Genomic DNA, 20,592 nt, shown 5'->3' on the forward strand with positions numbered 1-20,592 from the left:
CATTCCGAAGAAGCGCGCACGGTGGGGTCCATGAGCGATGTGACCACCGCGCTGCGGGCCGCCGGTCTGCGGGTCACCCAGCCGCGCCGGGCGGTGCTCGCGTGGCTGGCCGGTCATCCTCACTCCACAGTGGACGAAATCGGCACCGGGGTCCGCTCGGCGCTGGGTTCGGTTTCCACCCAAGGCGTCTACGACGTCCTGGGCGCGTGTACGGAAGCCGGCCTGATCCGGCGGATCGAGCTGCCCGGACACCCCGCCCGCTTCGAACGGCGGGCCGGGGACAACCACCACCACGTCGTGTGCCGCTCGTGCGGGCGGACGGAAGACGTCGACTGCGTGGTCGGCGAAGCACCGTGCCTGGCCCCGGACGACGCGCACGACTTCTTGATCGACGAAGCGGAAGTGGTGTTCTGGGGCGTCTGCCCCGGCTGCCGCGCCACTCCGCGGAAAGAGACACCGCGATGACGCAGTCCCCTCCCGAACCGACCACCACCGACGCCGGGATCCCGGTCGAGAGCGACGAACACTCGCTCACGGTCGGCCCGGACGGCCCGATCCTGCTGCAGGACAGCTACCTCATCGAGCAGATGGCGCAGTTCAACCGCGAACGCGTCCCGGAGCGCCAGCCGCACGCGAAGGGCAGCGGCGCGTTCGGGCGGTTCGAGGTGACCGGCGACGTCAGCGCGTACACCAAGGCGGCGGTGTTCCAGCCGGGAACGACGACCGACCTGCTGATCCGCTTCTCCACCGTCGCCGGGGAGCGGGGCAGCCCCGACACCTGGCGCGATCCGCGCGGCTTCGCGGTGAAGTTCTACACCAGCGAAGGCAACTACGACATGGTCGGGAACAACACCCCGGTCTTCTTCATCCGGGACCCCTTGAAGTTCCAGCACTTCATCCGCTCGCAGAAGCGCCGCGCGGACAACAACCTGCGCGACCACGACATGCAGTGGGACTTCTGGACGCTGTCGCCGGAGTCGGCGCACCAGGTGACGTGGCTGATGGGCGACCGCGGCATCCCGCGGACCTGGCGGCACATGAACGGCTACAGCTCCCACACCTACATGTGGGTCAACGCCGCCGGTGAACGCTTCTGGGTGAAGTACCACTTCAAGACCGACCAGGGCGTGGAGTGCTTCACCCAGGACGAAGCCGACCAGATGGCCTCGGCCGACACCGACTACCACACGCGCGACCTGTACGAGGCGATCGAGCGCGGCGACCACCCGAGCTGGACGCTGAAGGTGCAGGTCATGCCGTTCGACGACGCCAAGACCTACCGGTTCAACCCGTTCGACCTCACGAAGGTGTGGCCGCACGGCGACTACCCGCTGATCGATGTCGGCCGGATGACGCTCGACCGCAACCCGACCGACCACCACACCGAGATCGAGCAGGCCGCGTTCGAGCCGAGCAACCTGGTGCCCGGCATCGGCGCCAGCCCGGACAAGATGCTGCTCGGCCGCCTGTTCTCCTACCCGGACGCACACCGCTACCGGATCGGCGCGAACTACCGGCAGCTGCCGGTCAACGCGCCCGTCGCGCCCGTCCACAGTTACAGCAAGGACGGCGCGATGCGGTACACGAAGGTGTCCGACCCGGTGTACGCGCCGAACTCCAAGGGCGGCCCGCACGCCGACGTCGCCCGCTACGGCACCCCGGCGGGCTGGCACACCGACGGCGACATGGTCCGCACCGCCTACGCGCTGCGCGAGGACGACGACGACTTCGGCCAGGCCGGCACGATGGTCCGCGAAGTCCTCGACGACGAGCAGCGCGCGCGGCTGGTCGACAACATCGTCGGACACCTGCTCAACGGCGTGGGCGAGCCGGTGCTGACGCGCGCCTTCGACTACTGGCGCAACGTCGACAAGGACCTCGGCGACCGGATCGAGTCCGGTGTGCGCGCCAAGCAGGACGAGAAGGACCCGAAGGCCGCCGACCAGGGCAACCCGGCGCGCTCGAGCATGCAGCGCAAGGCTTAGCCCTCCCCGGAGCCGGCGGCGGCGCACGGGCTAGGTTGGACCTCCGCGCGGGGGAACAGCCAAGGAGGCCCGAGTGAACGTCGCCGGCGGGGTGCTGCCGGTCGCGGCCGCGGTGGCGCTCCTCGTGTTCGCGGTGCGGCTGGCGCGCGAGCCGCGGCGGCTCGGCAACGCCGTCTGGCTCGGCGTGGCGCTGCTGCTGACCGCGCTGTGGCTGCTGCGGGAAACCCCGGTGCTGGTGGCGGTGGCCGGCGCCGCGGTGGTGCTCGGCGCGCTGGTGCTGCCGGTCGCGCTGGTCGTCAACGGCATCCAGATGTGGCGGCGGGAAGGGCGCAGCACCGGGAACCTCCTGTCGCTCGGCCTCGGTGCCGGCCTCCTCGCGCTGGAAGCGCTGTTCTTCGTCCCGCTGGGGCGGTGGGGCTCGGCGCTGGTGGGCATCGCGGCCGTGCTCGCCTGCTACTTCGGGTTCCTGTTCCTGTCGCTGCTGGTGTATTCCGCGGTGTACAGCCGGATCGGACGGCGGGGCGGCATCGACGCGATCATCGTGCTCGGGTGCGGCCTGGCCGGGAATCGGGTGCCGCCGCTGCTGGCCGGGCGCCTCGATCGCGCGCTCCGGCTCGCCGCGCGGGAACCGGAGCCGCCACTGCTGGTGGTTTCGGGCGGGTGCGGTCCCGGCGAGACGGTCACCGAGGCCGAAGCGATGCACGCCTACCTGCGGGAGCGCGGGATCCCGGCCGAGCGGATCCGCCGCGAGGACCGGGCCACCACGACCGAGGAGAACCTGCGCTTCTCGGCGGAGCTGCTGCCGCGCGACGCCCACCGGGTGGTCGCGGTGACGAGCAGCTACCACGTGTTCCGGGCCGCGGTGGAGTGCCGCCGGCTGCACCTGCCGTTCCACGCGACCGGGTCGCCGACCGCGCGGTACTTCCTGCCGAGCGCGCTGCTGCGCGAGTTCGCGGCGCTGATCCTCCACTACCGCCGGACGACGATCGCGGCGTGCGCGGCGATCGCCGGCACCGGCTTGGTGCTGGCGTTCACGGCCTAGTGTCCTGGTCGGCGGTCTTGGTCCAGACGAAGGGCTTGGGGTCGTCGTTCCAGGCGCCGATCCAGGCCTCGACGTCGGCTTCGAGTTCGGTGACGCTGCGGTGGGCGGATCGGCGGAGCTTGCGGTTGGTCAGCTCGGCGAACCAGCGTTCGACCAGGTTGAGCCAGGAGGCGCTGGTCGGGGTGAAGCGCACGGGGAAACGCGGGTGCTGCAGCAGCCAGTTCTTGATCGCCGGGGTCTTGTGTGTTGGCGTCGATGGTCGTGAGGAATTTGGAACTCCTGATGCCGGTGCCGTCGGTCGTGCTGGGCGATCACCGACCCGGTGGCCGGGTTCAGGGCGGCGAACAGGCTGGTGGTGCCGTGCCACACGTAGTCGTGGGCCGGCATCACGGCACTTTAGACACTGACCACGAGATCAAGACTCAGGACACTGGACGTACGGGGCCATCAGGCCGCCCGAACAGAGTGCCGGCGGACAAGGGCCACTCCCGCCGGGCCATCCGCTCCTTCCTGCGCCGCGGCCGGTTCGCCGCCCGGCCCACGACCGCGCTTCCGCGTCACCCCCTCCGTGCGCTAGGTTCATCCGCAGATCTGGTTTGCCCAATAAACCAGTTACGAATCCGGGGAGCACACATGACCGATCTGCCGCCGGCCGCGCTGCTCGACGAGATGACGCGGCTGCGCGCACGGACCCGGGCGGACCGGCACGCCTACGTCCCGCCGCTGCTGCTGTTCGGCGTGCTCGTGCTGCTGGCGCCGCTGTGGGCCGAGGGCGGGCCGCCGCGGTTCGGGCTCGCCGGGGTCTGGTTCGGGACGCCGTTGCAGCTGTACTGGCTGGCCGTGGTCGTCGGCGGGTTCCTCGCCACGGCCGCCTGGTACCTCTACCGCGGCCACCGCAGCGGGGTGCGGACGCCGATCCGCGGCTACCTCGCGATCGGGCTGGTCGGCGTCCTCGGCGTCTCGCTCGGGCTGCCGGTGGTGGAGTCCTTCGCCTACCGCGTCGCGCGGTCGCCGTACGCGCAGCCGTCGTTCACCGTCCCGGTGGCGACCGTCGCCCTGCTGGCCGGCGCCGGGATCCTGGCGCTGCGGACGCGGCTCGACGGCCGGGGCGCGCGCGGTGCGGCCACGGCCGCCACGATGGTCTGCGGCTTCGTCGTGCTGGCGATGCTCGACCTCGCGCTCGCGCCCGCCCGGCCGTACGCGCCGCTCCTCACGATCGCGCTCGGCCTGCTGGGGCTGGCGTGGCTGGAGCGCAGCCGGGTGCTCGGCGTCGTCAGCGGGCTCTTCGCGGCGTCAGCGCTGCTGGTGAACCTCTACAACGTGCAGCACGTCTTCTTCCACCTCGGCCTTTTCGCGCGCTACGAAGGAGAAGCGACGATGGCGTTCACGAACACGCTGCCCCCGGGGCTGGTGCTGCTCGCGGGCGGCGCCTTCGCGGCCTGGCACGAGCGGCGGCCGCGCGCGTGAGCGAGCACCCCGCGGCCGGCCTGGACGAAACGGTCCACCAGCGGCACCGCCTCGGCATCCTCACCATCGCCGCCGAGGCCGGGAAGGTGGACTTCGGGTACCTGCGCCGGACGCTGGACATGACGGCCGGGAACCTTTCCCGGCACGTCACGATCCTCGAGGAGGCCGGGCTGATCGACGTCGAGAAGGGGTACGAGGGCAAGCGGCCCCGCACGTGGATCACGATCAGCCCGGCGGGCCGCAAGGCACTCGCCGCGGAGGTGGCCGCGCTGCGGGCCCTGGTGTCGGCGGTCGAGCGCGCGGTCCCGGCGCGGCCGCGCACGACCTGATCCAGGCGTCAGCCGGGTGCTTGGACCTCGGTCGCGGACCTCTCCCGGCCGGCCGCCCACGACGCCAGCAGGACCAGGCCGTCCGCGGTCGCCGTGCCGGCCGGCGCGGTGTAGACGTTCAGGAGCAGGCCCGGTTCGGCGGGCAGCTCCATCGACTCGACGTCCAGGTCGAGCCGGCCCACCACCGGGTGGTGGATGCGCTTGCGGCCGGACCGGTGGAGCCGGACGTCCTGAGCCGCCCACCCCCGCCGGAACGGTTCACTGCGTGCCGACAGTTCCTCGACCAGGGCGAGCAGCTCCTCGTCGTGCGGATCGCGGCCGGCTTCCATGCGCAGCTTCGCGGCCACATCGCGGGCGACCCGGTCGTAGTCGACGAAGAACGTCCTCGCCGCTTCGGGATCCAGGTACACGAACCGCGCGGTGTTCGCCGGCCGTCGCGGGTCGGCCAGCACCGGTGAATACAGCGCGCGGGCCAGGTCATTCACGGCCAGCACGTCGTAACGGCCGTTGCAAATCCACGCGGGCGCCTCGGTGGTGGCGTCGAGCACCCGCTGAAGCGCCGGACGCACCGTCGCGGCGGGTCGCCGGCGGCGCGGACCGCCGGGCGCCCCGGACTGCCGCGCGAGGTGGAACAGGTGATCGCGCTCGGCCTCGTCGAGGTGCAGGGCAGTGGCCAGCGCGTCGAGGACCCCGTCGGAGGCGCCGGCGAGGCCGCCACGCTCCAGCCGCACGTAGTAGTCGACCGACACCCCCGCCAGGAGAGCCACTTCTTCGCGACGCAGGCCTTTGACCCGGCGGTTGCCCCCGTAGGCGGGCAGTCCGGCCCGTTCGGGCGCGATCCGCGCGCGCCGCGAGCTCAGGAACTCCTTGATCTCGGTGCGCAGATCGATCTTGGCCACTCCCCCACCCTAGGCGCTGTCCGCGGGCGGAGGGAGGTACTGCGGGTACCCCGCGACGGCTACGTACCGGTCGCGGTAGTGGCGATGCCGCCGTCGCTCGGGATGACGGTGCCCGTCAGGTAGGACCCGGCCCGGCTGGCGAGGAACACCGCGATTCCCGCCATGTCGTCGTCGCGGCCGAGCCGGCGCAGCGGGGCCTTCGCCGTGATCGTGTCGCCGACGGCGTCGAGCGTGGCCGCCATCATGTGCGACGGGAACGGTCCCGGGGCCACCGCGTTCACCGCGACGTGCTGGGGGCCCAGTTCCCTGGCCAGCACCCTGGTGAGCTGGTGGAGCGCCGCTTTGCTGGCGGCGTAGGAGTAGTTGGGCGACTCGGCGACGTGGATGGCGGCGATGCTGCCGATGTTGATGACCCGCGCGGGATCATCGGCCGTGCCCGCCCGGCGAAGTGCGGGGAGCAGCGCCTGCACCAGCCAGAACGGCGACTTGAGGTTGAGGTCGAGCACCGTGTCCCACGCCTCGTCCGGGAACGTCGCCAGCGGCTCGCGCCACATCGCTCCCGCGTTGTTGACGAGGATGTCCAGGCGGTCCGAGCCGGCCTGGACGAGATCGGCGAGGCGCCGGCACTCGCCGTGCTCGGACAGGTCGGCGGGGATCGCTCGGACGTCGCCGAATCCCGACAGCCGGCGCTGTGCCTCCGCGCACGTGTCCGCGTTGCGCGAGCTGATGACGACGCGGGCGCCGGCCTGCAGGAGGCCGCGCGCGATCATCATCCCGATGCCCTTGGTGCCGCCGGTGACGAGTGCGTACTTCCCGCTCAGGTCGAAAAGGCCTGAGTGGGTGGTGAACTGGTGGTCCGCCATGGGTTTTCCGTTCCTCCTGCCGTGGAAGCCGTGAGCCGGCTCAACCAGGTTCACAGGCGTCCCGGACGGCCGGGAGACCCTGGTGGGACAGGGACCGGGAGGACCCCTCTCGCCAAGCCCGCCGCTGCCACTGGAGACCGCCCGGTGACAGACGCGATAGCGGAAGATCAAGGCCACCGGCCTTCGACGCCGGTCCCGGCAAGCCGGGCAACGTGGCCGAGCGGTGCGTCGACCGGCTCGACCAGTTCCGGGGCCTGGCGACCGCTGGAGCGGACGAGCCGCCTGTCACCGCGCCGAGTTCGTCCTTGCCTGCATCGTTCTCCGCCTCCGATGAAGATCCGCAGGACACGCCCTAAGCCGGCCGCAGCACCGAAACGGCGTGAGCGACCCCGTCCTCGGCGCGGAGCCGGGCGCCGACGTACTGCGCGCCGCGGCGGAAGAGCGGGTTTCCGGTGAGCTCCCGCAGCCGGGCGGTCAGGCCTTCGGCGTCGAGTGCCTTGAGCGGCAACGGTTTCGGCCCGGCGCTGAGCCGCGAGACGCGGTCACCCCAGTAGGGCTGGTCGGAGAAGACCGGGCACACGAGCGACGGCACCCCGGCCCTCAGCGCCACGGCGGTGGTCCCGGCGCCGCCGTGGTGGACGACGGCCGCGGTGCGCGGGAACAGCCACCCGTGCGGGACGTCGGCGACGGCCAGCAGATCGTCGTCGTCGAAGTCGCCTTCGGTGGCGAGGAGGCCGCGCAACCCCGCACGGCGCAAGGACGTCCGGACGGTCTCGAAGGTCTGTTCGGCTTCGGCCGGGCGCATGCTCCCGAACCCGACGTACACCGGCGGCGGGCCGGCGGCGAGGAAGTCGCGCAGCCGCGGGCCGGGGCGCCACGGACCGGCGTCGAGGAACCAGTACCCGGTGACGTGGACGTGCGCGGGCCAGTCCGGCGGCCGCGGCACGACGGCGCCGGAGAACCCGCACAGCACCGGCGCCCGCCGCCGCGGCCCCCGCGCTCCAGCCGCGGGCAGGCCGAGAGTTTCCCGGCGCCAGTGGTCGATTTCGGGACGCAGGAGCTGCCAGGCCAGAGCGTCGACCGCGGGGAAGCTCAGCTGACGGCCCCAGGGTCCGAGGCGTCCGGCCGCGGGGAGCAGCGGGTGCGCGAAGGCCCGGGTCGGCACGCTGGGCTGGTAGTGCAGTTCGGCGTTCGGGACGCCGAGGTGGGCGGCCAGGTGCGTACCGAGGAAGCCGAGGGTGGGCGCGAGGATCAGGTCCGCCCCGGCGGCGCCGGTGTGGGTGTCGGCGAGCAGCCGGGTCAGGATCGGCCGGAGCACTTTCCGCAGCCCGCTCACGAACTTGTGCGGGCTCCCGGCGGTCCAGGCCCGACCGGCGGCCGAGCCGAGGACTTCACCCGGATCGGCGGAGAGCGGGGCGAAGGCAAGCCCGCGTGCTTCGATCAGCCCCCGAAATCCCGGCGCGGCGAGCACCCGGACCCGGTCCCCCGCGGCGGCGAGCCCCTGACCGAGCGCAACACACGGCTGGACATCCCCACGCGAGCCGGGCGCGACGATCACGACCAGGCGGCTCAACAGCCGACTCCGACGATGCGGTCCCCGACCACCGCGGACCGGGGTGGTGAGTCGCGGCGCCCCGCCGCAGTTGGCCACGGCACGCCCTGCCTCACCATCCGGCCGCCACAGCCCGGCCACCGGTCCCACGCCACCGCCCCGCCGCCGTAGGCGTTCATCGCTTGGCCGCCGCAGCCCGGCCACCGGTCCCACGCCACTGCCCCGCCGCCGCAGGCGCTCATCGCTTGGCCGCCGCGGCCCGGCCGCCAGCCCAACGCCACCGCCTCGCCGCCGCACGCATTCATCGCTTGGCCGCCGCAGCCCAGCGACCAGCCCCACGCCACCTCACCGCCGCGGGTCGTCACCTGGCCGCCGCAGCCCGGCCGCCAACCCAGCGCCACCACCCCGGCGCCGCACGCGCTCATCGCCTGGCCGCCGCAGCCCGGCCACCAGCCCAACGCCACCACCCCGCCGCCACAGACGCTCATCGCCTGGCCCCCGCGGCCCGGCCACCGGTCCCACGCCACCGCCCCGCCGCCGCGAGTCGTCGCCTGGCCACCACAGCCCAGCGCCGTCGCCCCGCCGCCGCGGGCCGTCGCCTGGCCACCACAGCCCGGCCACCAGCCCAGCGCCACCGCCCAGCCGCAGCGGGTCGTCGCCTGGCCACTCCAGTCCGGCCACCAGCCCAGCGCCACCACCCCGCCACCACACGCGCTCATGGGTTCGCCGCTACAGCCCGGCCACCACCCCCACACCACCAACGCGCCGCCGCGGGTCATCGCTTGGCCGCCGTCAAGCGATAACGCAAGCGGAACGGCAGGTTCGCCAGAACCGCCGCCACCCGGGCGTCCGTGCCCACCAGGTACCGCGGTGCCGGGCGGCGGGCCGTCAACGCGCGGACCACCACCTCCGCCGCCCGGCGGGGCGGGACTCCCGTCCGCGCCGAACGGGCCGCACTCCGCTCCGCCGCCTCCAGCTGTGCCGCGTACCGCTCGAGGCCCGCCGCCGGAAGAGTCGCGCGCACCTGCTCGGCCGCCGCGCGGGCTCGGGGCCAGATCGGGGTCGCCACCGCGCCCGGCTCGACCAGGACCACCTCGATGCCCTCCGGGGCCAGCTCCGCGCGCAGGCTGTCCGTCAAGCCGACCAGCGCGAACTTCGACGTGTGGTACGGCCCCACCATCGGGCCCGCGATCCGGCCGCCGATCGAACCGAGCGTCACGACCCGGGCCGTCTCCGCGATGCGCAGGGCCGGGAGCATCGCGCGGGTGACCGCGAGCTGGCCGGTGACGTTCACGTCCAGCTGCTCCCGGAACGCCTCCAGCGGCACGTACTCGAGCGGGCCGGGCCGCGCGAGGCCGGCGTTGTTCACCAGCCCTCGCACCGGTCCGCCGGCCGCGACGCGCTCGCCGCACGCCGTGATCGATGCCGGGTCGCGCAGGTCCATCCGCAGCACCGTGACCGCGTCGCCGTACGCGCGGGCGAGGTCCGCCTCGTCGCCGTCCGTGCGCACGCTCGCCCACACGTGTGCGCCGCGCCGGACCAGCTCCGCCACGCACGCGCGGCCGATGCCGCCCGACGCGCCCGTGACCACATAGGACACCCGCGTCACGACGCCGCCGCCAGCACCTGCAGCATCCGCGGCCACGTCTTGTGCAGCTGCTCCTGCCAGTACGCCCACTGGTGCGTGCCGGGCCCGTAGAGGTCGGTCGTGACCGGGACGCCGAGGGCGCGCAGCCGCCCGGCCATCGCCGTGGTCTGGCCGCCGCACAGGAATTCCAGGAGCATCGCGCCGGGCAGGACGTCGATCGGGAGCTGGGCGTCCAGCGGTCCGGGCAGGCCGTTGCCCGCGGAGAGGTACAGCTCGGTGCCGCGCAGGCGTTCGGCGTTCACCAGCGGGTCGTGCGCTTCCCAGCGCGCCGGTTCGCGGCGACGGTCGCCCCAGAGAGCCTCCGGATCCAGGCGGGCGGAAGCGACGATCGCGTCCGTGAGCAGCTCACCGGTCGGGCCGGCCGGGTTGAGGTTCCCGCTGTAGGAGGCGGCGTAGCGGAACACGCCGGGCCGCCGCGCGGCGAGTTCGATCGCGCCGTAGCCACCGAGGGACAGCCCGGCGGCCGCACGCCGGCCGTCGCCGCGGTAGCCGCGGTCGATCAGCTGCGGGAGCTCGACGGCGGTGAAGGTCTCCCACTGATTCAGCGCGATGTCCTTGCCGTAGTTCCACCAGTCGCTGAAGAACCCCGCCGGCCCGGCACCCGGCATCACGACCAGGACGCCGGCGTCGTCGGCCAGCCGCCGGACGTCGGTGTTGGCGCTCCAGCCGCGGTAGTCCTGCAACCGGGTCTCCCCGGCGAGCAGGTACACCGCCGGCCACGTCCGGTCCGGGTGCTCCGCCCAGTCGCGGGGCAGGATCAGCCGGACCATCGCGTAGGCCCCGACCCCGGTGGAGCGCACGGTGAGGTCGAGTACCCGCGCGTCACCGTCCACAGTGGTCTCGGCGACGACGTGCGAGCCGTCGTCGGCGCGTGGCCCGTCCGCCGCCGCGGCAGGGGTGCCGGGCAGCACGCACGCCACGGCCGCCAGCGCGGCGAGCCACCTCGAAGACATGCGCATACGCTTTCCTTTCCGAAGGTCCCGACGATGCGCCCAAGCTAAAGTAATCAGGCCGGAAAACGCAATTGTCTCGTCCGCCACACGACCGGACAATGTGAATTGCAGGCAAACAAACTCCCCCATACGGGTGAGCCGACGAGCACGCTCGGTCACCAAAGTCGGACGGACGTGCCAAAAACTCACCGGTAACCTGCGATCCAGCAGGTCACGCCGTGTACACGAGCAGCGTTTACGGGATCTTGAGGCCCTTCCGGTAACCGATTTCTTGCCCTAGCCTCGCCCGTATCGCCGGGTTAGGCCGCCCTCGCCGCCGTCCCGTCACGCGTCCCAGCGCCGGGACCCGAAAACCCCGAGAATGCTCCCGAAAGGGTCCACCATGGCTGCCCGGAATCGTTTCCCCCCGTTTCGAATCGCCGCGCTCGCGGTCGCCGCCGCGGCGGCGTCCACCATTTCCGGACCCGCCGAAGGCGCGACACCCAGCCCGTCCCCGGTTCCGCCGGCCGCGCTGCTGCCGGCCGAAGCGATCCCCGCTCCCCCCGCACCGCGTGCCGGGTTCGACGTCGCCACCGCACTGTCCACTCTGGACGCCAAGGACGACGGCGGGTGCACGGACGTCGTGCACGGCAGGCTGCTCCGGGGCCCGGCCACCGGCCAGGGCTTCCAGACGGCGGTCCCGGGTGGGCAGGTGAGCGAACTGGTCGCGCGCACCCCGGACCCGCCCGATCTCGCCGCGTGGACCGCGAAACTCCGCCAGTGCGCGAGCGTGACCGTGGACGACCAGGACCTCCCCACCGTCTCGACGCTCACGACCGGGACCGCACCCGCCGTCCCCGGCGCGAAAACCCTTTCCTACCAGCAGGTCCTGACGCTGCCCGGCCAGCCGGCCGAGCTGCCGGGACTGCGCCTGCGCACCGTCGCCGTCGCCGCCGACGACGTGCTGGTCGTGCTCCGCGACGCCGGCACGACCGACCTCGACCTCGACACCCTGGCCGTCGCCGCGTGGCAGCACGCGGCCGCGCGGCTGGGCCGCTAGCCAAGGAGAACCCATGTCCGACGTGAACTTCCCGGCGGTGGGCGGCGGCACCCTGACCGCGTGCCTGCGGCACTGGGCGGCGACCACCCCCGACTCCCCCGCCCTGACCTTCGCCGACTTCGCCACCGACCGCGACGGGCGGCGGCGCACCCTCACCTGGCGCCGGCTGGGCGAACGCGTCGACGCCGTCGCGGGCGCCCTCCCGGTCCGGCCCGGCGACCGGGTCGCCGTGCTGTGCCCGCAGGGTCCGGACTACGTGGTCGGGTTCCTCGCCGCGATCACCGCGGGCGCGATCGCGGTGCCGCTGTTCGACCCGGGGCTGCCCGGCCACGCGGGACGGCTCGCCGCGGTGCTCGCCGACTGCGCGCCCTCGGCCGTCCTCACCACCACGCCGAGGCAGCCGGCCGTCGAAGAGTTCGTCGGGGACGTCCCGGTCGTCGCGGTGGACCGCCCCGGCCCGGTGCGGTCGTGGCCCGCTCCCGAAGCGGTCCCGGACGACGTCGCCTACCTGCAGTACACGTCGGGCTCGACCCGCACGCCGGCCGGCGTGGTGCTCACGCACGCGAACGTCCTCGCCAACGTCACCCAGGCCGTGCGCGGCCTCGGCCTCGACCCGGGCGCGTCGACCACCGTCTCGTGGCTGCCGCTGTTCCACGACATGGGACTCGTGCTCGGCCTGATCACGCCGCTGGCGCTGGGCCTGCGGTCGGTGCTGATGGACCCGCTGGCGTTCATCGAGCGGCCGGTCCGCTGGCTGGAACTGCTCGGCGACCACGCCGGCGCGTGGAGCGCCGCACCCAACTTCGCGTTCCACTACTGCGCGAGCCGGATCCGCGACGCCGAACGCGCCCGGCTGCGGCTCGGCCGCGTCACGGCGATCGTCAACGGCGCCGAGCCGATCACCCCGGCCGTGCTCGACCGCTTCCACGCCACCTTCGCGGCCGCCGGGTACACCCCGGACAAGACGCGCCCGGCGTACGGCCTCGCCGAAGCGACCGTGTTCGTCACCACCGGGCCCGCCGCCGCCCCGCGCGTCGCGACGTTCGACCGCGACGCCCTCGCGACCGGCACCGCGCGCCCCGCGGCCGACGGCGTGCGGCTGGTCGCCTGCGGTGCCCCGGCCGGGCAGCTCGTCGCGCTCGTCGACCCGGAAACCGCGGTCGCGCTCCCCGACACGTCGGTCGGTGAGATCTGGGTGCACGGCCCGAACGTCGGCGAGGGCTACTGGCAGAAACCCCTGGAGAGCACGGAAACCTTCGGCGCGCGCCTGGCCGGTGACCGCGGCGACCTGCCCGAGGGGCCGTGGCTGCGGACCGGCGACCTCGGTCTCCGGCACGACGGCGAGCTCTACATCGCGGGCCGGATCAAGGACCTGATCATCGTCGACGGGCGCAACCACTACCCGCAGGACGTCGAAGCGACCGCCGCGTCGGCCGACCCCGAGATCCGGCCCGGCAGCGTCGCGGCCTTCGCGATCGAAGGCGCCGACACCGAGGCCGTCGTCGTGGTCGCGGAGCACCGCGCGCACGCCGACCTGGCCGAAGCGGCGGAACGCGCGCTGGTCACGACGGTCCGGCGGCTGGTCGCCGACGCGCACGGGCTCGCGCTGCGGGACGTGCTGCTCGTCCCGGCGGGGCGGGTGCCGCGCACGTCCAGCGGGAAGATCGCCCGTGCCGCCTGCCGTGACCGCTACCTCGCCGGTGACTACGGGAAGGCGTTGGCACGATGAGAAACCCGGACACCCTGCGCCGCTGGCTGCTCGACGCGGTCGCCGAGCACACCGGCCTGACCGCCGAACCCGACCGGCCGCTCGGCGACTACGGCCTGTCCTCCCGCCAGGCCGTCGGGATCGCCGCCGACCTCGAAGAGCTGCTCGGCACCCGGCTGCCGTCGACGCTGCTGTGGGAGAGCCCGACCATCGACCACCTGGCCCGCAGCCTCACCTCCGGCGCCGAACCCGAACCCGTCGCGGCGGTCCGGGACCGCCGCCGGACCGACCCGATCGCCGTCGTCGGCCTCGGCTGCCGCTTCCCCGGCGCGGACGGCCTCGAGGAGTACTGGGACCTGCTGCGGACCGGGCGCGACGCCGTCCGGACCGCGCCACCCGGGCGGTGGAGCGCCGACGCCGCGCCGGTGGTGGGCGGCTTCCTCGACGACGTCGCCGGGTTCGACGCCGAGCACTTCGGCATCACCCCGCGCGAAGCGGCGACGATGGACCCGCAGCAGCGGATGCTCCTGGAGGTGACGTGGGCGGCGCTGGAGCACGCCGGGATCGCGCCGTCGTCGCTGCGCGGCAGCCGGACCGGCGTGTTCACCGGTATCGCGACGCACGACTACGGCCACCTCACGATGACCGGCGGCACCCCGGACCTGTGGACGGCGACCGGCGCGGCGGGCAGCATCGCGGCCAACCGGCTGTCGTACGTCTTCGACCTGCGCGGCCCGAGCGTGGCGGTGGACACGGCGTGCTCGTCTTCGCTGGTGGCGGTGCACCACGCGGTGCGCGCGCTGCGCGACGGCGACGCCGACCTGGCGCTGGCCGCGGGCGTCAACCTGATGCTGCTGCCCGGCCCGACGGCGGCGTTTTCCGCGGCGGGCCTGCTCGCGGCGGACGGCCGCTGCAAGACGTTTTCGGCGGCCGCGGACGGCATCGCCCGCGCCGAAGGCTGCGGCGTGGTGGTCCTCAAGCGCCTGGCGGACGCCGAAGTGGACGGCGACCGCGTCCTGGCGGTGCTCCGCGCGTCGGCGGTCAATTCGGACGGCCGGTCCCACGGCCTGGCCGCCCCCAACCCGGCGGCGCAGCAGGCGATGCTGCGGGAGGCCTATCGCGGACTGGATCCGTCCACTGTGGATTACGTGGAGGCGCACGGGACGGGGACACTGCTCGGTGACCCGATCGAGGCTCGTGCTTTGGGTGCGGTTTTGGGCGCGGGGCGGGATGCCGGGTCGCCGCTGCTGATCGGGTCGGTGAAGACGAACATCGCGCACGCCGAGGCCGCAGCGGGGATCGCCGGGGTGATCAAGGTGGTGCTGGCGCTGGTGCACGGCGAAGTCCCGCCACAGCTGCACTTCGCGGCGCCGAACCCGCACATCCCGTTCGAGGAGCTGGGGTTGCGGGTGGTGAGCGAGGCGACACCGTGGCCACGGCGCGGTGGGCGCGCGGTGGCGGGGGTGTCGGCGTTCGGGTTCGGCGGGACGAACGCGCACGTGGTGCTGGAGGAGGCGACGGTTCCGGAGCCGGCACTCGGTGAGGACGGCCGGACCGGATCGCGAGCCGTCCCCGGCGGCCTCGCCGGCACGAGCGAGAGCGGCGGGGTCCAGGCCGGGAGGCAAGCCACCCTCGACAGCGGCGCCGGGGCCCCGGCACAGGCCACCCTCGGTGAGGTCGGACCCGGGCGGCAAGCCACTCCCGCCGACGGCGCCGGGACCCCGGCACAAGCCACCCTCCAGCTCGGGCGTGGCGGACCGCAAACCGCTCCCGGTGGCGGTGTCGCCGGCGTTCAAGCCGGACCGCAAGCCGCCCTCGGTAGCGCCGGGGTTCGGATCGCCCTGCTGTCCGCCCGTACCCGGGACCGGCTTGCCGAGCGGGCCTCCCAGCTCGCGCGGTGGCTGGATTCCCCCGCCGGGCAACGAACTCACCTTGCCGATGTCACCCACACGTTGTTCCGGCGGGACGATGCCGGTCCGCACCGGGCCGCCGTTGTCGCCGGGGACCGCGGTGAGCTCGCCGCGCTCCTCCGGGAAGTCGGGGCCGGGGCCGATCCGCTGCCCGCCGGTGCCGTCGCCGGGCGGGCCGTCGGCGGGGAAGGGCCCGTGTTCGTCTTCTCCGGGCACGGTTCGCAGTGGGCCGGGATGGGCCGCGGGCTGCTCGCCGCCGAACCGGCGTTCGCCGCGCAGGTCGACAAGCTCGGTGATCCCTTCACCGAGCAGACCGGGCGGTCGCTGCGTGCGCTGCTCACCGCCCGGGACCCCTTCTCCCTCACCGAAACGCAGCTGGCGATCTTCGGCACGCAGCTCGCGCTGGCCGCCCGGTGGGAGGCGCTCGGGGTCCGCCCGGCCGCTGTCGTGGGGCACTCGCTCGGGTCCGCGGCCGCCGCCGTCGTGAGCGGGGTGCTGACCGCTGATGAGGCTGTCCACCTGGTCGCGACGCGGGCGCGGCTGCTCGGCACCGTCGGCTCGGGCGGGGCGATGGCCGCCGTCGAGCTGACGCCGGAGGAGGTCGACCGCTACCCCGGTGTCGAGCTCGCCGTCGATGCCGCGCCCGGGCAGGTGACCGTGGCCGGGGACGCGCCGGTGCTGGACGCGCTGGTCGCGGAGCTGACCGCGGCCGGGCGGAGCGCGCGCCGGCTGCCGGTGGACGTCGCCGGGCATTCGCGCGGGGTCGAGCCGGTGCTGGGCGCGCTGCGCGACGCCCTCGCCGAGCTGGGCGGGCGGCGGCCGCTGGTGCCGTGGTACGACACGGTGCTGCCCGACCCGCGCGAGCTGCCCGACTTCGACGCCGGCTACTGGGCCGCGCACCTGCGGCGCCCGGTGCGGTTCCGGCAGGCCGTGACCGCGGCCGCCGCGGACGGGCACCGCGTGTTCATCGAGGTTTCCCCGCACCCCATCCTGCGCGGATCGCTGGCCCGCACGCTCGAGGCGGCCGGGATCGCGGACGCGGTGGTGACGGGCACCCTGCGCCGCGGCCAGGACGAAGTCCGCTCGTTCGGCGCGGCCGCGGCGGCGCTGTACTGCGCGGGCACGCGGATCACGCTCTCCGCCCCCGACGACGGCGCGAAGCTGACCGACGTCCCCCCGATGCCGTGGCGCCACGAACGGCATTGGTACACCGGCCAAACCACGCCGCCCGCGCCCGAGCGGCCCGTGACGACCCGAGCGGCACCGCCCTCCCACGGCACCGGCGACCGGCTCACCGAGATCGTCGCCGCCATCATGGGGATCTCCCCCGGCCGCCTCGACGCCGACGTCCCCCTCGTCGAACTCGGGCTCGACTCCCTCATGGCGAACCGGATCCGCGAAGCGCTCCGGCGTGAACTCGGCACCGACCCCGACCCCGCCGTCTTCCTCCGCGGCGCCACCCTCGCCGACCTCAACCGCGACCTCCGCCCGACCCGCGGCCGGGCCTGGGACGCCGCCGACCGGCTGGTCCTCCGCCTCTGGCACGAACACACCGGTACCGATCCCGGCGGCACGCACCTCCGCCTGACCGGCACCGCACTACCGGAGCACCTCGCCCAAGCACTCGCCGACGGCCTCGCGACCGAACTCGGCACCCCGGTCGACCCCGCCGAACTCCTCAAACACGACTCACTGGCCGCCATCGCCGAAGTGGCGCGGGCGATCCTCGACACCCGGCAGGAAAGCCTCCTCAAACCCGGCGACGCCGGCACCGCCCCGCTCCTGCTCTTCCACCCCGGCGGCAGCACCTGCACGGTCTACCGCCCGCTGCTGGACCGGCTGCCCGCCGGCGTGCCGTGCGCCGGGTTCGAACGCGTGCCCGGGACCAGCATCGAAGAGCGCGTCGAACGGCTTCTCCCGCTCGTCCGCGCCCGCCGGCCGCACGGGCCCTACCGGCTCGCCGGGTGGTCGTTCGGCGGGGCCTTGGCCTACGGTGTCGCCGCGCGGCTCGCCGACGAGGGCGAAACCGTCGAGCTCGTCGCCCTCATCGACACCATGCTGCCGCTGCCGGAACCGGACCTCGACCCGCGGGCGTCGTCGGCGCGGCGGTTCCTGCGGTTCACCGGGTACGTCGAAGGCACCTACGGCCGCGCGGTGCGGCTCGGCCACGACGAACTCGCGTCACTGCCCGAAGAAGACCAGATCGAGCTCACCATGCGGCGGGTCGCCGAAGCCGGGTTGCTCAGCCCCGGCGTGCTGCGCCACCAGCGTCAGTCCTTTTTGGACACGCTGGCGGCCGAACGCGGGACGCCGCGCCGCTACGACGGCCGGGTCGTGCTCTACCGGGCGACCGAGCCGTACGCCGCCGGGCTCGCGATGGAACCCCGGTACTCGCGCACGGACCTCGCGGCCGGGTGGGCGGAGCTGTGCCCGCGGCTGGAGATCGTGCCGGTCGCCGCGCACCACCTGTCCGTGATCGACCCGCCGCACGTCGACGTCGTCGCGCGGCACCTGGCGGGCCTGCTGTGGCCGTGACCCGCGCCTGGCCGCTGCTGGCCGTGCTCGGGGCCGGCTTGTTCCTGGTCGCGGTGGACGCGACCGTGCTGCACGTGGCGCTGCCCGACGTCGTCCGGCAGCTCCGGCCGGGCGCCGCCGCGCAGGTGTGGATCGTCGCGATCTACCCGCTCACCGCGGCGCCGCTGCTGCTGCCGTTCGGCACGCTCGGCGACCGGTACGGACGACGGCGCGTGCTCGTCACCGGCTACGCGGTGTTCGGGCTCGCGTCGCTCGGGTGCGCGGTCGCGCCGGACGTTCCGGCGCTGCTCGCCGCGCGGGCCGTGCTCGGCTGCGGCGGCGCGCTGATCATGCCGGTGACGATGTCGCTGCTGCGGGAACTGTTCCCGGAGCAGCGGCAGCGGCGGGCGGCGATCGCGGTCTGCAGCGGCATCGCCGGCACCGGCTCGGTGTTCGGGCCGGTGCTCGGCGGGGTGCTCGTCGAGGCGTGGGGCTGGCGGGCGACGTTCCTGGTCAACCCGCCGGTGATCCTCCTCGCGGTGGTCGCGGCGCTGCGGTGGCTGCCGCGGTCCCCGCCGGGGCGGCAGCCGTGGGACGCGCTCAGCGCGCTGCTGGCGGCCGGCGGCGTGCTCGGGCTCGCCTTCGCGGCCGGGCCGTCGGGGGGCGGCTTCGCGGCCGGGGCGGCGGGCGCTGTCCTGATCGGACTGTTCGTGCGCCGCCAGCGCCGGGCGGCGGTCCCGTTGCTGGACTTGACGTTGTTCCGGCGGCCGGGCGTGCCGGGCGCGGTCGGCGGGGTGCTGCTGGTGATGAGCACGCTGGTCGGGCTCGGGTTGCTGCTGGCCCAGTACCTCCAGGTGGTGCTCGGCCTGTCCCCGACGGCCGCCGCGGCCCGGCTGCTGCTGGTGCTCGGGGCGTCGGCGGTGGGCAGCGTGGTGGCACCCGCGCTGCTCACCCGGTTCGGCAACGCACGGGTCCGCACGGCGGGGTTCGCGGTGACGGCGGTCGCCTTGCTCGCTCCGGCCGCCGGGGCGCTGACCTCCGCGTGGTGGCTCGGCGGCGCGCTGGTGGGCACGGGGTTCGGGATGGCGCTGGCGCTGACGTCGAGCACCGACACGTTGCTCTCGGCCGCCCCCGCGGACCGCGCGGGTGGCGCGGCGGCGGTCGAGAAGACCGGCTACGAGCTGGGCGCCGGGCTGGGCACCACGGTGTTCGGTTCCCTGGCGGCGGCGGTCTACGCGGGACGGCTGGTGGTGCCGGCGGGCGTGCCCGAAGCGGCTGCGCGGCTGGCGTCGGCGGGTCCGGCACAGGCGGAAACGGCCTCACGGGGGCTGGCGGCGGCGGACGAGCTGCTCTCGGCAGCGCGAACCGCCTGCACGGCGGGAGTGCAGGCGGCCGCCGGTGTCGCTTGTGGACTGTTCGCGCTCGCCGCGGGTGTCTCGATGCGCCGCCGGAGCAGGAAAACAAGCCCCGCCGTGTAGGTCGTTATACGCTCACTGGAACCACTGGCCGGCCCCCGGCCGCGACCCGACCGGGCGCACCTCCGGGATCGGGAGCGAGCCCTGGCTCGGCGGCCAGAGCGTCACCGCCGGGACGTGGCGCAGCTGGGCCCGCAGGCTGTGCAGCGGCAGCGGGCGGCGCCGGGTCAGCAACGTCGTCGTGCGCGGGTGCAGGTCGACGAACGGGTAGGTCGCGTGCAGGGCCGCCAGGCGGTGCTCCAGACGCCGGCTCCGGTCGGTCAGCTCGTGCGGGTACACCGCCGGCTGGATGACCAGGAACTCCCCCGGCCCGAGCCGGACCGCGCGGTCGAGGGGGCGCAGGCCGTCGCGCAGGAGGTCGGCGATGTTCTGCTCCGTGTGCATGCGGATGCGGGTGCCGTGCCGCCGCTCGAGGGCGCCGGGGTCGTCGACCGCGACGAAGACCAGGCCCAGCGGGACCGTGTCGGTCGCGTCGCCGAGCCAGGACTGGATGCCCGCCAGGGTGTCGAGGCCCGTGTCCGGGTCGACGGCCGGGCCGGTCGCCGGACGCGGCTCCGCGCGGGAACGGGCCTTGTCGAGCTTGGTCGCGACGTGCCGGAGCGCCGCCTCGGCGCGGCTTTCGACGTCGAGCGCCGGCGGGGTTTCGACCGAGGCGAGCACCTCGCCGACCTTGCGCCGGACCGCCGGGGGCAGGCGGTCGCCCATCGCGTCGCGGAGGCGGACCACTTCGGCGTACGCCTCGTCGCGGCGCAGGCCCCAGCGGCCGCGGAACAGGCGAGCCGCTTCGACCGCGGTCGCCTGCGGGTCGATCTCGTCGAGGTCCTGCGCGACGACCGAAGCGCCGAACGTCGGCGACAGCACGGCCACCGACCACTCCCGCGCCATCGGCTCGTCCGGGCGCAGCAGCACCGGGGTGACGCCGTGCGGCAGGTCGGGACGGCCGGAGTCGACCATGCCGACCACCGTGACCGCGGCGCGCCGCGCGATCTCGGCGTAGACCTCCCGCTCGCGTTCGAAGTACGGGAGCCGCTGGAACAGCGCGAACACGACGGTGTCGTCGCCCGCGCCTTCGGCCAGGGCCGCGCGCTCCACCGCGTGCGACGCCGTCACGAGGGCGCGCTTGGAAAGCACGCCAGCGCGCGGATCTGCGTCGGGCATGGGATCGCCTTCGCCGGGGAAAGGGAGACAACAACCGTAAGAGAGCCCGC

Annotated in this window: 16 protein-coding genes and 1 pseudogene; 9 read left to right on the plus strand and 8 right to left on the minus strand. The window is 74.2% G+C overall.

Features of this window, described 5'->3' with window-relative positions; genetic code table 11:
• The first annotated feature begins 30 nt into the window (after positions 1-30).
• From AB0B33_RS09955 to AB0B33_RS09965, 3 genes are all read left to right on the plus strand, one after another.
• Positions 31-465 carry a Fur family transcriptional regulator gene (locus AB0B33_RS09955; protein ID WP_360769111.1) on the plus strand — a complete coding sequence of 145 codons (435 nt, stop codon included), beginning with the start codon at positions 31-33 and terminating at the stop codon, positions 463-465.
• Positions 462-1,985 carry a catalase gene (locus AB0B33_RS09960; RefSeq protein WP_360769114.1) on the plus strand — a complete coding sequence of 508 codons (1,524 nt, stop codon included), beginning with the start codon at positions 462-464 and terminating at the stop codon, positions 1,983-1,985. Before AB0B33_RS09955 ends, AB0B33_RS09960 begins: the two co-directional genes overlap by 4 nt.
• Positions 1,986-2,058: 73 nt before the next feature.
• Positions 2,059-3,027 (plus strand): YdcF family protein, encoded by a 969-nt coding sequence (locus AB0B33_RS09965; RefSeq protein ID WP_360769117.1) that lies wholly within the window; start codon positions 2,059-2,061, stop codon positions 3,025-3,027.
• Here the strand turns inward: AB0B33_RS09965 and AB0B33_RS09970 are convergent.
• Positions 3,017-3,408: pseudogene (locus AB0B33_RS09970) on the minus strand (IS630 family transposase); the annotation flags it as partial. The gene AB0B33_RS09965 and the pseudogene AB0B33_RS09970 overlap by 11 nt on opposite strands.
• A 252-nt stretch (positions 3,409-3,660) precedes the next feature.
• Between AB0B33_RS09970 and AB0B33_RS09975 the strand changes: the two are divergent.
• Both AB0B33_RS09975 and AB0B33_RS09980 read left to right on the plus strand, forming a co-directional pair.
• On the plus strand, positions 3,661-4,494 hold the full coding sequence (locus tag AB0B33_RS09975) for a hypothetical protein (RefSeq protein WP_360769119.1): 834 nt from the start codon (positions 3,661-3,663) through the stop codon (positions 4,492-4,494).
• Entirely contained in the window at positions 4,491-4,823 is a 333-nt protein-coding gene (locus AB0B33_RS09980; RefSeq protein WP_225440375.1) for a transcriptional regulator, read from the plus strand. The genes AB0B33_RS09975 and AB0B33_RS09980 overlap by 4 nt, the downstream gene beginning before the upstream one ends.
• Before the next feature lie 8 nt (positions 4,824-4,831).
• Here AB0B33_RS09980 and AB0B33_RS09985 read toward each other — a convergent pair whose 3' ends face one another.
• The 6 genes from AB0B33_RS09985 to AB0B33_RS10010 form a co-directional block, all read right to left on the minus strand.
• On the minus strand, positions 4,832-5,722 hold the full coding sequence (locus AB0B33_RS09985) for a helix-turn-helix transcriptional regulator (protein ID WP_360769122.1): 891 nt from the start codon (positions 5,720-5,722) through the stop codon (positions 4,832-4,834).
• Positions 5,723-5,781: 59 nt separating this feature from the next.
• The gene (locus tag AB0B33_RS09990; RefSeq protein ID WP_360769125.1) at positions 5,782-6,585 is read right to left on the minus strand and encodes an SDR family oxidoreductase; all 804 of its coding nucleotides are present in this window, start codon (positions 6,583-6,585) and stop codon (positions 5,782-5,784) included.
• Positions 6,586-6,937: 352 nt separating this feature from the next.
• On the minus strand, positions 6,938-8,158 hold the full coding sequence (locus AB0B33_RS09995) for a glycosyltransferase (protein WP_360769128.1): 1,221 nt from the start codon (positions 8,156-8,158) through the stop codon (positions 6,938-6,940).
• Positions 8,155-8,856 (minus strand): hypothetical protein, encoded by a 702-nt coding sequence (locus AB0B33_RS10000; RefSeq protein WP_360769130.1) that lies wholly within the window; start codon positions 8,854-8,856, stop codon positions 8,155-8,157. Before AB0B33_RS10000 ends, AB0B33_RS09995 begins: the two co-directional genes overlap by 4 nt.
• 56 nt (positions 8,857-8,912) lie before the next feature.
• On the minus strand, positions 8,913-9,746 hold the full coding sequence (locus AB0B33_RS10005) for an SDR family NAD(P)-dependent oxidoreductase (RefSeq protein WP_360769133.1): 834 nt from the start codon (positions 9,744-9,746) through the stop codon (positions 8,913-8,915).
• Positions 9,743-10,744, minus strand: a complete 1,002-nt coding sequence (locus AB0B33_RS10010) for an alpha/beta hydrolase family protein (RefSeq protein WP_360769135.1) — start codon at positions 10,742-10,744, stop codon at positions 9,743-9,745. The genes AB0B33_RS10005 and AB0B33_RS10010 overlap by 4 nt, the downstream gene beginning before the upstream one ends.
• A gap of 376 nt (positions 10,745-11,120) precedes the next feature.
• Between AB0B33_RS10010 and AB0B33_RS10015 the strand changes: the two genes are divergently transcribed.
• From AB0B33_RS10015 to AB0B33_RS10030, 4 genes are read left to right on the plus strand one after another with little or no spacing between them, the layout of a single operon-like run.
• Positions 11,121-11,777, plus strand: coding sequence for a hypothetical protein (locus AB0B33_RS10015; protein ID WP_360769138.1), 657 nt, complete (start codon positions 11,121-11,123; stop codon positions 11,775-11,777).
• A gap of 13 nt (positions 11,778-11,790) precedes the next feature.
• Entirely contained in the window at positions 11,791-13,506 is a 1,716-nt protein-coding gene (locus AB0B33_RS10020; protein ID WP_360769141.1) for a fatty acyl-AMP ligase, read from the plus strand.
• Complete coding sequence (locus tag AB0B33_RS10025; RefSeq protein ID WP_360769144.1) at positions 13,503-17,930, plus strand: beta-ketoacyl synthase N-terminal-like domain-containing protein; 4,428 nt, start codon at positions 13,503-13,505, stop codon at positions 17,928-17,930. The genes AB0B33_RS10020 and AB0B33_RS10025 overlap by 4 nt, the downstream gene beginning before the upstream one ends.
• Positions 17,921-19,387: an MFS transporter gene (locus tag AB0B33_RS10030; RefSeq protein WP_360769147.1), complete on the plus strand. Its 1,467-nt coding sequence runs from the start codon at positions 17,921-17,923 to the stop codon at positions 19,385-19,387. Before AB0B33_RS10025 ends, AB0B33_RS10030 begins: the two co-directional genes overlap by 10 nt.
• Positions 19,388-19,399: 12 nt before the next feature.
• Here the strand turns inward: AB0B33_RS10030 and AB0B33_RS10035 are convergent, their stop codons facing one another.
• Complete coding sequence (locus AB0B33_RS10035; RefSeq protein WP_360769149.1) at positions 19,400-20,542, minus strand: DICT sensory domain-containing protein; 1,143 nt, start codon at positions 20,540-20,542, stop codon at positions 19,400-19,402.
• Positions 20,543-20,592: the final 50 nt, after the last annotated feature.

It is taken from the genome of Amycolatopsis sp. NPDC049159 (assembly GCF_040648295.1).
Classification (GTDB): Bacteria; Actinomycetota; Actinomycetes; order Mycobacteriales; family Pseudonocardiaceae; genus Amycolatopsis; species Amycolatopsis pretoriensis_A.